This is a genomic window from Sphingobium xenophagum NBRC 107872 (genome assembly GCF_000367345.1).
GTDB lineage: Bacteria > Pseudomonadota > Alphaproteobacteria > Sphingomonadales > Sphingomonadaceae > Sphingobium > Sphingobium xenophagum.
Window position 1 is genome coordinate 1 of sequence record NZ_BARE01000026.1, and the last position, 13763, is coordinate 13763.

A 13763-nucleotide genomic window follows, 5' to 3' on the forward strand; every position below is an offset into this window, starting at 1 on the left:
GCCCAAATATCTGCTGAAAAAGGCGATGGAACCCTATTTGCCACAGGACATACTCTATCGCCAGAAAATGGGCTTCGTCACCCCCATCAGCGCCTGGTTCCGTGGCGCGCTGGCGGGCGAGGCGACGGCGATCGCAGGCGGATCGTCGCTGGCGCGCACGGGATGGTTCGATCCCAAGGCATTGGCCAAAATCGCGGCTGACCATAAATCCGGCATGGCCGATCATGGCCGGCTGCTGTGGCAATTGCTGATGCTCGACAAGTCGCTGGAACGGCTGTTCGGGATATGAGCAACGCGTTGCGCAATTCGCTGGGGTTCGGCGTAATGTTAGTCGCACCTTGGTTGATCTGGCTGGCGTTTGCGCATTTTGTTCGACCTTGGTGGCATGGAGAAGTTGCGACTCTGATCACTGCTTCGCTTTCGGTCGCCTTAGGAATGAGCGGATTCTGGCTTCTCGGATCGCCATTCGTGCGCTGGCACGAGAAGTATTTGCTAGCGCTACTGGCAACTTACGCAGTGTTGACCGTAATGGCTCAACCTTTCATTGGCCTGTTGTCTGTATGCACGACCGGCGATTGCATCTAGCGCCCCTTGCAACCGATCGCGCCCGGTGCCAACGGGGCACATGGCGATAAGCAGGGCGCATCAGTGACAGTCTCCAAGGAAATGGTCCGGCTGCGGCTCTATGCCCTGAGCCTGGCTGGCGACATGGCAGGGCTGGTGTGCGCGTTTCTGGCGGCCAACTGGTTCGTGCTGGGCGCGCTGTGGGGGGAACCGGGCAAGCCGCACGGCCTCGTCATGTTCGCGATGATCGCGCCGCTCTATGCGCTGCTTGGCGTGCAGGGCGGCGGCTATGGCATCCACAGCCTGGAAAATGTCCGGCGCGGCATTTCGCGCGCGCTGCTGGCGCTGGCGCAGGCGGCCTTGCTGATGCTGCTGATCGTCTATCTGGGCAAGATCGCCGAACAGCTTTCGCGCCTGACCTTCATTGTCGGGCTGGGATTGGGCGCAATAGCGGTCGTGCTGGTGCGGCTTCTGGTCGTGCGGCTTGCCAAGCGCCTGCTGGGCGAAGTGCCGCACCTCACCGCCGTCATCATGGACGGCGTTGCTGTGGAAACCGGCCCCCACATGCTGATCATCGAAGCGGCCGCCGCCGATCTGCGCCCTGAACGGCATGACGCCGACATGGCGGCGCGGCTGGCGCAGGCGGTCGGCATGGCCGAACGGGTCATCGTCGCCTGTCCGCTCGACCGGATGGATGGATGGTCTGCGGCGCTCAAATCCCTGTCGGCGCGCGGCGAAATCATCGTGCCCGAACTGCTCCGCTTCGCGCCTGCGCGGGTCGATGAATTTGACGGCCAGCCGACCATCATCGTCGCGGGCGGCCCGCTCCAGTTCCGCGACCGCCTGATCAAGCGCCTGTTCGATCTCATCGTCGCGGGCGCGGCGGCGATCATCCTGTCGCCAATTCTCATCGTCGCTGCGCTGGCGGTGAAGCTGACCAGCCCCGGCCCCGTCATCTTCCGCCAGCCGCGCATCGGCAAGGACGGGCGGTCCTTCCAGATCTACAAATTTCGCTCGATGCGCGCCGAGGCGAGCGACAGCAGGGCGGAGACTTTGACTGCGCGCGGCGATGACCGGGTCACCCGCGTCGGCGCCTTCCTGCGCAAATCCAGCATCGATGAACTTCCCCAGCTTTTCAATGTATTGAACGGCGATATGAGCATTGTCGGCCCGCGTCCTCACGCCGCAGCGGCGAAGGCAGGCGATACGCTCTATTGGGAAGTCGATGCCCGCTACTGGGCGCGCCATTGTATCAAGCCGGGCATGACTGGTCTCGCACAGGTGCGCGGCCATCGCGGATCGACCGATCATCATCAGGATCTGATCGACCGGCTGCAATCGGACCTTGAATATGTCACCGCCTGGTCGGTCTGGCGCGACCTGCGGATCATCGTCGCCACGCTGGGCGTGCTCTTCCATCACAAGGCCTATTGAGCATGACCGACCTCTGGCTGGGCGCGCTCCTTCTCGTCTCGTTGGTCGCTGTTCTGTGGCCGTTCCTCTTCTATCCGCTCGTGTTGCGCGCATTGCAGACACAGCCCGAACGGCCTGTCGCGGGACCGACGCCCAGCGCCTCGCTGCTGTTCTGCGCCTATAATGAGGCGGATGCGATGCCCGACAAGCTCGCCAACCTGGCCATGCTCAAACGCCAGCACCCCAGCCTGGAACTGCTGGCCTTCGATGACGGATCGTCCGACGGCACGGGCGATCTGATCGCGGCGCAGGGCGATCTCGTCACGCTGATCCGTGGCCCCGGTCGCAGCGGCAAGGCCCATGGCATGAAGCAGCTCGCGGCGCGCGCGCGCGGTGACATTTTGATCTTCACCGACGCCAACGTGCTGCTCGATTCCGAAGCGATCGACAATCTGCTCGCCCGCTATGCTGACCCGGATATTGGCGGCGTGCTGGGGTCGCTCCATTATGTTGGCCAGGATGAAAGTGCGACCGCTTCGGTCGGCTCGCTCTACTGGCGAATCGAGGAGCGGTTGAAGGATGAGGAATCGCGCACCGGCAATGTGATGGGCGCGGACGGCTCGATCTTCTCGATCCGCCGCAACCTCTATCCCGATTTCCCCGACAGCGTGCTCGACGACCTCACCGTCTCCATGGCGGTGGTGTTCGCGGGGAAACGGTTGGTGAAGGCAAAGGATGTGATCGCGCGCGAACGGCTGGTCACGGCTCGCAAGGACGAATATCGGCGCAAGGTGCGCATTGCAGCCCGCGCCTGGCACACGCACAGCCACCTTCGCCCGCAATTGCGCCGCATGGCCGCGATCGATCGCTTCAAATATGCCTCCCGTAAGATCGTGCGCTGGTTCGGCGGGCTGTTCATCCTGACCGGCGCGGTCGCGGCGGGCGCATTGGCGCTACGCATATCGCCGACGCTCTACCTGGTCGGCGCGCTGGTCGTCGCCTTGGTCATCTGGCGCGGCATCCGTGCCCGAAGCGGCCCCTTCGCCGCACTGGTCGACGTGCTGATCGCCTATGCCGCGACCCTGCAAGGCGTGGCCAAGGCGATGACCGGCCGCACCGTCACCATCTGGAATCCGGCCAAGTCGCGCTGACCCTCTCGTCAAAGCCGTGCGATCTTGTATAGCGCCAATGCTGTTCCCCATCGGAGAATGACGTGATTACTGTTCAGCGGGTGGCCAAGGCTGTCGGCAAGCATCTGACCCGAACCGCGCTGAAACTGCGCAAGGCGCTGGGCGCGCGGGCTAACCGCGGCTGTCCGGCCTGTGGCGCGACGGTCGTCGGTTTCTTTCGCTATGGCGACAATGGCGAATGGGGGTGCCCGGAATGCGGCGCATCGCCGCGTGAGCGGCTGATGAACTGGCTGATCGCCCAGGGGACGCTGACGGTGCCGACCGACGGCGCGATCCTGCACATGGCGCCCAATGAAGCCAGCCTTGTCCGCCGCTTTGCCGCCGCTGCCGATTATATCCCCGCTGATCTGGACCCGTCGCGCTACACTGTGCCGAACATGCATCGCGTCGACCTGATGGAACTTGCCGATACCGATCGCTACGACCTGTTCTACGCCAGCCATGTGATGGAGCATGTGCCTGACGACATGGCCGTGCTGCGTAACATTTTGCGCGCGCTGAAACCCGGCGGTGAAGCCTGGCTGATCGTGCCTTTGTGGGAAAAGCCGACCGAGGATGGCAGCTTCGCCATGCCCCCGCGCGAGCGGGAGCGCCGCTTTGGCCAGTGGGACCATGTCCGCCAATATGGCCCGGATTTTGCCGATCGCATCCGTGCGGCGGGTTTCGATCTGGAGGAAATCGACGCCGGCAGCATCGACGTCGCGACCCGCCATTTCTATGCGCTGGACGACCGGCTGTTTCGCGCCCGCAAACCCGGCGGGGCCGCCTCGCGGTGAGCAGCCTCGCGCGGATGGAGGCGTCCGCCCGTATCCTTGCGCTGGTGAAGCTTGCCAATGTCGGCCTGATCCTCATCTGGGGTTTCGCCGTCACCTTCGTGTTCGTGCGCGCCCTGCCGCTGGCCGAATTCCAGTCCTTCCTGCTGCTCGTCGCCTTCGGCAATTTTACCATTTCGGCCGAATTCGGGCTGACCAGCATCATCTACGCCCGGCTGCGACGGCACTGGCTGGGCGGCAGTGAAGGCGACATAGGCGCGTTCCGCCTGGAGGAAATGGGGGTGCTGTTCCTGTTCCTTGGCCTGATCGTCGCAGGCGGTACGATCATCCTGCTCGTCGCGCTGGCGGCGGGATGGATCGGCACGGCCATGCCCTTGCTGTTCATCCTCTTTTTCCTGTCCGCCTGCCTCAACCTGCCGGGTCTGCTGGCCAAGCGGGCGCTGGCGGCGGTGGACGGCAATTTCCTGTGGGAAGCGCTCGATTGCGGGCGGCGGGTCGTCACCATCGCGCTGCTGCTGTCGATCCTGGCCGGGCTGGACCCGCGCCTGTCGCTTGCCCTGCAACTCCTGGTCAGCCTCCTCGTCATTGGATGGGCCATCGCCCATGTTCACCATCGCCTTGGCATGCGGCCGCGCCACTGGATCGCCTTCCGCGTGGGCGGTGGCCATGTCCGCACTCATTATTTGCGCGACATAGGGGCGTCGGCGGCTTTCACCGTTTCCGACATCATCGCCTATAACGCCCCCTATTTCACGATTGCGCTGGCGACCGGCGATGCCCGGCCGATGCTGCTGTTCGATTTCTTCTTCAAGATGTCGAGGTCACTGTCGATGTTGGTCCGCGCGCTGGTGGAAGCCGCGCTCCCCCGCATCACCCGTGCCTATCATGCGGGCGACAAGGTACGGCTGCGCCAGTTGCTTGGCCGGGCGCTGGGGGCGGCGATGGTCTTTGCCCTGGCGCTGTCCGCCCTGCTGCTGGGCGCTGGCGACCGGCTGTTCGCCATATTGTTCGACGGTCGCGCCAGCATCGATCGCGCCGATCTCATCCTGATCGTCGTCGCGCTCCTCGCTCTCGCGCTGCTGTGCGTGTCGGTCTATGTGCAGGGCGCGCTGGGCCGCTTTTCGCATTTGCTCGCCCGTTCGCTTCCCTTCCTCGCCGGGTCGCTGCTCAGCGTGCCGCTCGCCCACCTGCTCTGGCCGGATCGTTTCGATCTCGCCTTCCTTGGTCTCTATGCACTGACGCTGCTGCTGGCCGCGGCCCTGCATGCTGTCTCGCTGCGCCGGTTGGTGCGGCGATGAAGGTCGCGATGCTTGATCCCTCGCTCTTTACCGGGCGCTATGACGACAGCCTCTGCGCGGCGCTGGCCGGGGCGGGGGCGGACGTGACCCTGCTTGCCCGCCCGATGCGCGCGACTGACGCGATCGATCCGCAGGGCTATCGCTATGCCCCGCATTTCTTCCGCCATAGTGAGGCGCTGCGCAAGCGGATCGGCGAAGGCCGCCCCTTCCGCGTCGCCAAGGCGATGGAATATGGGCTGTCCTGCGCGCTCGGCGACCTCAGGCAGCTTGCGCGGGCCGATGTCGTCCATGTCCAGTGGCTGCCGCTGGCGCCGGCCGACCGGCTGATGCTGCGCCGGTTGAAGGGCCGCACCGCGCTGGTCCACACCGTCCACAATGCCGACGCCTATCATGCCGATGCCGGGGTGCAGGGCAGGGGCTATCGTGCGTTGCTCGATCAGTTCGACGCGCTGGTCGTCCATGGCGACACCACGCGCGCCGCGCTGGTGGGGCAGGGGATCGATCCCGCGCATATCCATGTAACGCCGCACCCGCCGATGCAATTGATGACGGCCACTGCCGCAGACCTTGCCTCCGTCCCCGATCCAGCCGTGCCGCGCATCCTCTTCTTCGGGACGATCCGTCCCTATAAGGGCGTCGATCTGCTGATCGATGCCTGCCTTCAGCAATGGCAGGCGGGTCACGCCTTTGAACTGGTGCTGGCAGGCAAACCCTTCATGGATGTCGCGCCCTTGCTCCAGAAGGTCTGCGCCGCTGGCTTTGCCGATCGTCTGCTGACCGATTTCGGTTTCCTGACCGAAGGCCGTCTCGACGCGCATATGGTCAAGTCCGATGTCATCGCCTTCCCCTATCGCCATATCGATTCCAGCGGCGCGTTCCTGTCCGCGCTGCACCATGGCAAGGCGATGGTGACGTCGGACGCAGGCATGTTCGGCCAATTGCCCGAAGGCGTAGCGACCCGCTTTCCGGCGGGAAATGCATCGGCGCTCGCCCAAGCCCTCTTGCCGCTGGTACAAAGCGCCGCCATCAGGCAAAAACAGGGCGGCCAGGCGCGCGCCTATGGGACGATTATGGGGGATTGGAAGGACATGGCGGTGGCGACGATCGGCATCTACAACGCAGTGCTGGCCGCGCGCGCATGAACCGCTATGTTCGTGAGGCCGCCGATCGCCTGCTTGCGCTGCGTCTGGCGCTGGCCGGTCGCGTGCATCAATATCCCGAAATTCAGGCGTTGAAGCGCTTTCTGTCGGGGTTCAAGGTCGACTGCCTGTTCGACGTCGGCGCCAATCGCGGCCAATATGCGACGATGGCGCGCAAGGATGCGGGCTATCGCGGCCTGATCCTTTCCTTCGAGCCGAACCCGGCCGTGTTCGCCGAACTGCAAAGGCGCGCGGCTTCGGACCGCCACTGGCATGTGTTCAACATGGCGCTGTCGGATTTTGACGGCACCGCCGATTTCAACATCATGGTCGCCGATCAATTTTCCTCGCTCAAGGCCCCGTCCAGCGCACAGGATGATATTTTCGCGCACCGTAACAAGGTGACGCAGACAGTAGCGACGCCCTGTCGCCGGCTCGATACGCTGCTGCCGGAAATGCAGGCGCAGCATGGCTTTTCCCGACCGTTCCTGAAAATGGATACGCAGGGCCATGACCTGTCGGTTTGCGAAGGAGCGGGCGCGGCACTGGCGCAGATGACGGGCGTGCAGACCGAACTGGGGGTGCGACCCATTTATGAAGGCGGCACCGGTTATCGCGCGATGATCGAGTGGCTGGACGCGCGGGCCTTCATCCCTTCGGCCTTCTTCGCCAATAATAAGGGGCATTTCCCGCTACTCGTCGAAATGGACGGCATTTTCGTCAACCGGGCGCTGGTTCAGGATTGATCATGGAGTCGCCCGCGTCCTTTTTCAGCGCGCGCCGCCTGTTCCTGGCGGGGGCGATCGGCCTGACATTGTGGCTGGGCGCGACGTTCCTGTGGCACGTCACCTATCGTCAGGGGATCAGCCTGGCGGTCATCCTGTTTCTGGATCAGGATTTCCCCGCCCTGATCATGCCCTTGCTGCTGATGGCGCTCGCCGCACCCTTTGCCGAAGGGCGCGGGATCATCCTGCCGCGACCCACAGCGCGGATCGTCGTGCCGCTGATCGTGCTGATGGGGCTGGCGGCCTGGGCGGGCCATTACGCCCTGTTTCAGGATTACGCCATTTCCCGCGATGAGGAGGTCGCCCGTTTCGCCGCCGCCTATATGCGCGAAGGGCTGTTCGCCCGGCCGATCCCGATCGAATGGGAACCCTATCGCCGCGCGATCATGCCCGAATTCTTTTCCCCCTTCGGCGCGGCGGATTATTGGACGGCGGCCTATCTGCCGGTGAACAGCGCGATCCAGGCGCTATTCTGGCAATTGGGCGATCCCAACATGGCGGGCCCGGTATTGCTGATCACCGGCCTGTTCGCCCTCTGGCGCGTCGCGCTGCACCTGATGCCCGATCGGCCCGATGCGGTGTGGGTGACCGTCCTGCTGGGTTGTTCGTCCAGCCAGTTGTGGATCACGGCGATGACGCCCTATGCCATGACCGGGCATTTCGCGCTCAACATGGTGTGGCTGGCGCTGGTGCTGCGGGGCGGGGTGCTTGGCCATGTCAGCGCGGGCATCGTAGCGCTGGTCGCCGCCGGGCTGCACCAATGGCATTTTCCGCCCATCTTCATCGCGCCCTTCATCCTGTGGATGCTGCTTGCTCGTCGCTGGACCGTTGCGGCCTTCCATGCGCTGACCCTGGTGGCAATCGTCATCGTCTGGGCCAAGATCTGGCCGGCTTTCCTGCTCGATATGCTCGGCGCGCCAGCCGACGTCCGCCCCTCCGCCGGGGTCGCGGACAAGGTTGGCAGTCTGTTCCAGCGGCTTGGCGACCGCTGGCAGCCGCTGGTCAATCTCAGCCGCTTCGTCGCCTGGAATAATATTTTGATGGTGCCGCTGGCCGCGCTGGGCATCGCCGCAATGCGGTGGAAGCGGGCAATCAGGGGGCAGGAAATCGCGCTGCCGCTTGCGCTTGGCTGTCTGGCCGGATGCGCGTTGGCGCTGGCTCAGGGCTATGGCTGGGGCTTTCGTTATGCCCATGGCTATATCGGCCCCTTCTGCCTGCTGGCCGGGCTTGGCTGGGCGCGTTTCCGGCCGCGCGATGCGCTCAGGCCGCTGATCATCGGCCTGTTCATCACTGGCCTTGCCAGCATCTTTCTGGTCTGGCGCACCCATGCATTCGTCGCGCCCTACGCCGCCAGCCATCGGCTGATCGATTCCAGCCAGGCCGATGTCGTGCTGGTCGATCCGCGTGGCGGCCTTTACGTCACGGATCTTGTGCGCGGCCGCAATGGCGTGCCGGGCAAGCCGATGGTCATGAATCTGGGGATGCTGACGCTCGATCAGGTCGATGAGCTATGCCATAATTATGTCGTCGAACTGTTCGATCGCGCCGAATTCCGGCCCCTGGGCGTGCCGCTGGCGCGGTGGAATCTGGGCCGCATGGACGCCCTGCGCGCGCATATGAAGGAAGAAGGCTGCGACAAGCCGGTCCAGCCGCCGCTCCCCGAAACATTCGAGGATGCACTCGAAGCGGCCGACAACGCCATGTGACGGGACTATTGCCCCTTCACATAGACCCGCTTGCCGCCAATCCATGTTTCCAGCACTTGCGTCGCGCGAATGTCGGCCGGGCGGGCGGTGGCAATGTCCCGATCGATCAGCAGGAAATCCGCCCGCTGCCCCGGCACCAGACTGCCAAAGCGTTTTTCCGCGAAACCGGCATAGGCGGCCTGGCGGGTGAAGCCGTCCAGTGCCGCCTCGAAACTTATCTTTTGCTGCGGCAACCATCCGCCGACCGGTTCACCCTTGCCATCCTCGCGGCTCATCGCGATGGCGATGCCGACGAAGGGATTGGGGCTTTCGACCGGCACGTCGGAGCCAAAGGCCAGCGGCACCCGGTTATCCAGCATCGCCTTCCACGCATAGGCACCCGCCAGTCGCGCCTCGCCCAGCCGCGCGGTCGCCATGCGCCAGTCGGACGCTTCATGCACGGGTTGCATCGATGCGATGATACCGAACTGCGCGAAGCGCGGCAGGTCGGAAGGGCTGACAATCTGCGCATGTTCGATCCGCCAGCGCCGGTCGCCCTTATAGGTTTCCGACAATTCCTGGATCGCGTCCAATATCTCGCTGTTCGCCGCGTCGCCGATGGCATGGGTGGCGATCTGGAAATTGTCCATCGCCGCGCGGCTCATGATGTTGCGCAGTTGCGTGTCGGGGATCATCGGCAGACCGCGTTGCCCCGGCGCGTCCGCATAGTCCGCCTTCAGCCATGCGCCGCGTGATCCCAGCGCCCCGTCCAGCACCAGCTTGATCCCGCCCAGCCGCAGCCGGTCATCATATAGCCATGGCGTCGGTTCCGGCCCGGCGATCAGGGTCATATTGCCGATGCCCGCCGCATAGGCCATGATCCGCACGCGCAATGCGCCCCGGTCGGCGGATCGGCGGAATGCCTGCCAATCCTCTATGCTCGTCCCCATGTCGGCAATGCCGGTGATGCCGGTTGCCAGCAACGCGCGCTGCGCCTTTTCAAAGGCGATGTCGCGGTCCTTGGGCGCAGGGGCGGGGACGACCTTTGCGATCAGGTCCATCGCCTTGTCCACGAACACGCCAGCAGGCTTGCCCGCCGCCATTTCGATCCGGCCTCCGACAGGCGCCTTGGTCGCCGCCGTTACGCCCGCCGCACGGATCGCGGCGCTGTTGGCCCAGCCCGCATGGCCATCCACCCGCTCCAGCCATACCGGAATATCGCTGACCGCCGTGTCCAGATCCGCCGCTGTCGGGAATCGGCCCAGCCCCCATTGTTCCTGATTCCAGCCCGTGCCGATGATCCATTTGCGGCCAGCGCCATCCTGCGCATAGGCACTGATCTTGGCCTGCGCCTCCGCCAAAGACTTGGTATCTGACAGGTCCAGCGTGATCAGCGACAGGCCCAACCCCATGACATGACCGTGCGCGTCGATCAGGCCGGGGATCAGCGTCTTGCCCCCCGCATCCATCCGGAAGGACAGCCCCTTGGGCCGTTCGGGCCAGGGTTGACCCTTTTTGGGCTTTTTGGGCTTATATTCCGGCTCCTGATAGCGATCAGGCAGCAATTTTTCGACCTTGCCGTCATCGTCGATCAGCAGCGCGCGAAAATGCACGATCTTGCCATTGGGATCGACCGCCATGCCGTTGACGTTATCGATGACCCCGGACGCGAAGGCGGGAAGGGTGGAGGCCGCCAGAGCCGCGATCGTCAAGCAACCTGCGCGGGCCAATGAAGCAGCGCGAACCATAGGAATGTCAGCCTTCACGCCCGCGTAATCCTTCGCACCAGCGCGCTCGTATCCTGCCGGCTGCCGCCCAGCGCCTGCACGTCTGCGTAAAATTGATCGACCATCGCGGTCACCGGCAGGGTGGCGCCGTTCGCCCGCGCCTCTTCCAGTGCCAGCCCGAGATCCTTGCGCATCCAATCGACTGCGAAGCCGAAATCGAAACTGTCCTGCGCCATCGTTTTCCAGCGATTGTCCATTTGCCAGCTCTGCGCCGCACCGCCGGAGATCGCTTCGAACACCGCGTCCAGATCCAGTTCCGCCGCCTGCGCAAAGCGCAGCGCTTCGGCCAGCCCTTGCAACACGCCGCCGATGCAGATCTGGTTCACCATCTTGGTCGTCTGGCCAGCCCCCGCGCCGCCGACATGGACGATCCGCGCGGCATAGGCGTTCATCACGATCTTCGCGGCGGTGACCGCCGGTTCGCTGCCGCCGCACATGATCGACAGTCGGCCATTTTCCGCGCCTGCCTGACCGCCCGATACCGGCGCATCGACGCTGTGGATGCCCCGGCTTTCGCCTTCGACGAACAATTGCCGCGCGATTCGGGCCGATACCGTCGTATGGTCGATGAACAGCCCGCCCGGCTTCATCGTGCGAAATGCGCCCTCGCGCCCCAGCGTTACTTGGGCCAGATCGTCGTCATTTCCCACGCAACTGATGACGATGTCCGCTTCCTCGGCCGCCTTGGCCGGGCTGATCGCCACCGTGCCGCCATAGGCTTCCGCCCAGCTTTTCGCCTTGCCGATGGAACGGTTATAGACGGTGAGGCTGTGCCCCGCCTTTGCCAGATGACCTGCGATCGGGCCGCCCATGACGCCCAGGCCGATAAACGCGATATTAGCCATATGCCCCGTATATTTAGTGCGCCAGACCAAGCCATAGGGCCAGTTTTCCGATAGTGCCAGTTTCTTCACGCGCAATTTTCCGCTAGGGGGCGGGCCATGAACAGCTTAGCGAAGATAGAGAGCGCCTTGCCGCTGCCGATCACCGTCGATGACATTCTTGCCGCGCGGACCCGGATTGCCGGTTCGATCGTCAAGACGCCGACGCTGATCAGCCAGACTCTGTCGACGATGCTGGGCTGCAAGGTCTATCTGAAGTTCGAAAATCTTCAATTCACCGCAGCCTATAAGGAACGCGGCGCACTCAACCGTCTGTTGCAACTGGACGACGCGGCCAAGGCCAAGGGTGTCATAGCCGCGTCGGCGGGCAATCATGCGCAGGGGCTGGCCTATCATGGCAAGCGGCTGGGCGTGCCTGTCACCATCGTCATGCCGACGACGACGCCCACGGTGAAGGTCACCCAGACCCAGGGTCATGGCGCGACCGTGGTGCAATATGGCGAAAAGTTCGATGACGCCTATGCCCATGCGCGGCTGCTGGAGGTGGAGCAGGGGTTGACCTTCATCCATCCCTTTGACGAGCCGGACATCATGGCGGGGCAGGGGACGGTCGCGCTCGAAATGCTGGAGGATGCGCCGGAGATCGATACGCTGATCATTCCGATCGGCGGCGGCGGGCTGTTTTCCGGCATGGCGACGGCCGCACGGGCAATGAAGCCGGATATAAGGCTGGTCGGCGTGCAGGCCGAACTTTATCCGTCCATGTATGATTTCATCAAGGGCGCGGACCTTGCCTGTGACGGCGATACGCTGGCGGAGGGCATTGCTGTCAAGCAGCCGGGCGAATTGACGCGCCGCTTTGTCGAACGGTTGGCGGACGATGTGCTGCTGGTCGACGAACGACGGCTGGAGGAGGCGCTGAGCCTCTTGCTCCAGATTGAAAAGACCGTGGTGGAAGGGGCAGGGGCGGCGGGCCTTGCCGCGCTGCTGACCTATCGCGACCAATTTGTCGGCCGCAATGTCGGGCTGATCCTGACCGGCGGCAATATCGATACCCGGCTGCTGGCCAATGTTCTGCTGCGCGACCTGGCCCGGTCGGGCCGTCTGGCGCGGTTGCGGATCATCCTGCAGGACCGGCCGGGCGCGCTGTTTCATGTTGCCAAGATTTTCGATCAGGAAGCGGTCAACATATTGGAACTGGCGCATCAGCGTATTTTCACGAACCTGCCGGCCAAGGGGCTGAGCCTAGACGTGGAATGCGAGACGCGCGATCGTGCCCATCTCCAGCGGCTCATCGCGGCACTGGGCGAGGCTGGCTATGAGGTTGCGCCGATCGAGGTTGCGTGACGCGCGAACGATCTCTTAACATTTCGTGGTAAACGCTCTTTTCATAGGCGCGTCGCAACGGCATAGTCGCGGCATGATCCACCCGCGCCGCCGCCACGAAGGGGATATTGGAGCGTGACTGCACCTTTTCGTTTTCCCCGCTTCTTCGTGACCAATCCGTCGCCCTGCCCCTATCTGCCGGGGCGCAGCGAACGGAAGGTGTTTACCGAACTGAACGGGGACAACGCCGCCGAACTCAACGATGCACTGGGCCGCATCGGCTTTCGCCGCAGCCAGAATGTCGCCTATCGCCCCAGCTGCGCTGATTGTTCGGCCTGTGTTTCGGTGCGTGTCGTCACGGACGAATTTCGCCCCAACGCGACCCAGCGCAAGCTGATCCGCCGCAACAGCGACCTGACGGTCACCGCCTGCAAGCCATGGTCGACCGAAGAACAATATGCGCTGCTCCAGCGCTATCTGTCGGCACGTCATCCCGGCGGCGGCATGACCGAGATGGACGAGATGGATTTTGCCGACATGGTCGAACAGACCCCGGTCGACAGCCATGTCGTTGAATATCGCGAACCCGGCGTCGACGGGCGCGTCGGCAAGCTGGTCGGCGCTTGCCTGACGGACCGGCAGGGCGATGGTCTGTCGATGATTTACAGCTTCTTCGACACAGAGTTGGACAATCGGCCGGGGCTGGGCAATTTCATCATCATGGACCATATCCTGCGCGCTGCGGCAGCGGGCCTGCCCTATGTCTATCTGGGCTACTGGGTCGATGGTTCGGCGCGGATGCAATATAAGGTCCGCTATCGACCGCTCGAAAAGCTGAGCCGGGCCGGCTGGGTCCGGTTCGATCCCGATGAGCAGGATCAGGCTATTCGTCACGTTGCGCAGCGTGACGAGCCTCCGCTGCCAATCGAACTGGCGAGCATGTTTCGCAAATAGCGGCCCT

Annotated in this window: 13 protein-coding genes; 11 read left to right on the forward strand and 2 right to left on the reverse strand. The window is 63.9% G+C overall.

Annotated elements, in window-relative coordinates; genetic code table 11:
* The 9 genes from SX1_RS22640 to SX1_RS12290 all read left to right on the forward strand — a co-directional run.
* The coding region (locus SX1_RS22640) for an asparagine synthase-related protein (protein WP_043145645.1) at nt 1–289 on the forward strand (289 nt) is incomplete at its 5' end.
* Nucleotides 286–585 carry a hypothetical protein gene (locus SX1_RS24235; RefSeq protein ID WP_157410195.1) on the forward strand — a complete coding sequence of 100 codons (300 nt, stop codon included), beginning with the start codon at nt 286–288 and terminating at the stop codon, nt 583–585. The genes SX1_RS22640 and SX1_RS24235, both read left to right, overlap by 4 nt.
* Nucleotides 586–666: 81 nt before the next feature.
* Nucleotides 667–1998 (forward strand): sugar transferase, encoded by a 1332-nt coding sequence (locus SX1_RS12260; protein WP_174302235.1) that lies wholly within the window; start codon nt 667–669, stop codon nt 1996–1998.
* 2 nt (nt 1999–2000) lie between these two features.
* Nucleotides 2001–3128 carry a glycosyltransferase family 2 protein gene (locus tag SX1_RS12265; protein WP_019053218.1) on the forward strand — a complete coding sequence of 376 codons (1128 nt, stop codon included), beginning with the start codon at nt 2001–2003 and terminating at the stop codon, nt 3126–3128.
* A gap of 62 nt (nt 3129–3190) precedes the next feature.
* On the forward strand, nt 3191–3943 hold the full coding sequence (locus tag SX1_RS12270) for a class I SAM-dependent methyltransferase (RefSeq protein ID WP_026149720.1): 753 nt from the start codon (nt 3191–3193) through the stop codon (nt 3941–3943).
* A gap of 14 nt (nt 3944–3957) precedes the next feature.
* Complete coding sequence (locus SX1_RS12275; RefSeq protein ID WP_043145653.1) at nt 3958–5238, forward strand: hypothetical protein; 1281 nt, start codon at nt 3958–3960, stop codon at nt 5236–5238.
* A complete protein-coding gene (locus SX1_RS12280) occupies nt 5235–6380 on the forward strand; it encodes a glycosyltransferase family 4 protein (protein WP_019053221.1) in 1146 nt (381 codons plus the stop codon). The genes SX1_RS12275 and SX1_RS12280 overlap by 4 nt, the downstream gene beginning before the upstream one ends.
* Nucleotides 6377–7123 (forward strand): FkbM family methyltransferase, encoded by a 747-nt coding sequence (locus SX1_RS12285; protein WP_019053222.1) that lies wholly within the window; start codon nt 6377–6379, stop codon nt 7121–7123. Before SX1_RS12280 ends, SX1_RS12285 begins: the two co-directional genes overlap by 4 nt.
* Before the next feature lie 2 nt (nt 7124–7125).
* Nucleotides 7126–8868 carry a hypothetical protein gene (locus tag SX1_RS12290; protein WP_019053223.1) on the forward strand — a complete coding sequence of 581 codons (1743 nt, stop codon included), beginning with the start codon at nt 7126–7128 and terminating at the stop codon, nt 8866–8868.
* Between the two features lie 5 nt (nt 8869–8873).
* On the opposite strand, the gene SX1_RS12295 is transcribed toward SX1_RS12290, so the two are convergent.
* Nucleotides 8874–10595, reverse strand: coding sequence for an amidohydrolase (locus tag SX1_RS12295; RefSeq protein WP_052310911.1), 1722 nt, complete (start codon nt 10593–10595; stop codon nt 8874–8876).
* Between the two features lie 14 nt (nt 10596–10609).
* Nucleotides 10610–11479 carry an NAD(P)-dependent oxidoreductase gene (locus SX1_RS12300; RefSeq protein ID WP_026149721.1) on the reverse strand — a complete coding sequence of 290 codons (870 nt, stop codon included), beginning with the start codon at nt 11477–11479 and terminating at the stop codon, nt 10610–10612.
* Nucleotides 11480–11575: 96 nt separating this feature from the next.
* Between SX1_RS12300 and SX1_RS12305 the strand changes: the two genes are divergently transcribed.
* Nucleotides 11576–12823: a threonine ammonia-lyase gene (locus SX1_RS12305; protein WP_017182542.1), complete on the forward strand. Its 1248-nt coding sequence runs from the start codon at nt 11576–11578 to the stop codon at nt 12821–12823.
* A gap of 114 nt (nt 12824–12937) precedes the next feature.
* Nucleotides 12938–13756: an arginyltransferase gene (locus tag SX1_RS12310; RefSeq protein WP_026149722.1), complete on the forward strand. Its 819-nt coding sequence runs from the start codon at nt 12938–12940 to the stop codon at nt 13754–13756.
* Nucleotides 13757–13763 lie beyond the last annotated feature (7 nt).

Bases quoted from the DNA above. Each gene is read 5' to 3' on its own strand.
- SX1_RS12285 (WP_019053222.1), top strand. From the start codon at position 6,377: ATGAACCGCTATGTTCGTGAGGCCGCCGATCGCCTGCTTGCGCTGCGT.
- SX1_RS12305 (WP_017182542.1), top strand. From the start codon at position 11,576: ATGAACAGCTTAGCGAAGATAGAGAGCGCCTTGCCGCTGCCGATCACC.
- SX1_RS12300 (WP_026149721.1), bottom strand. From the start codon at position 11,479: ATGGCTAATATCGCGTTTATCGGCCTGGGCGTCATGGGCGGCCCGATC.
- SX1_RS12265 (WP_019053218.1), top strand. From the start codon at position 2,001: ATGACCGACCTCTGGCTGGGCGCGCTCCTTCTCGTCTCGTTGGTCGCT.
- SX1_RS12260 (WP_174302235.1), top strand. From the start codon at position 667: ATGGTCCGGCTGCGGCTCTATGCCCTGAGCCTGGCTGGCGACATGGCA.
- SX1_RS24235 (WP_157410195.1), top strand. From the start codon at position 286: ATGAGCAACGCGTTGCGCAATTCGCTGGGGTTCGGCGTAATGTTAGTC.
- SX1_RS12280 (WP_019053221.1), top strand. From the start codon at position 5,235: ATGAAGGTCGCGATGCTTGATCCCTCGCTCTTTACCGGGCGCTATGAC.
- SX1_RS12290 (WP_019053223.1), top strand. From the start codon at position 7,126: ATGGAGTCGCCCGCGTCCTTTTTCAGCGCGCGCCGCCTGTTCCTGGCG.
- SX1_RS12275 (WP_043145653.1), top strand. From the start codon at position 3,958: ATGGAGGCGTCCGCCCGTATCCTTGCGCTGGTGAAGCTTGCCAATGTC.
- SX1_RS12295 (WP_052310911.1), bottom strand. From the start codon at position 10,595: ATGGTTCGCGCTGCTTCATTGGCCCGCGCAGGTTGCTTGACGATCGCG.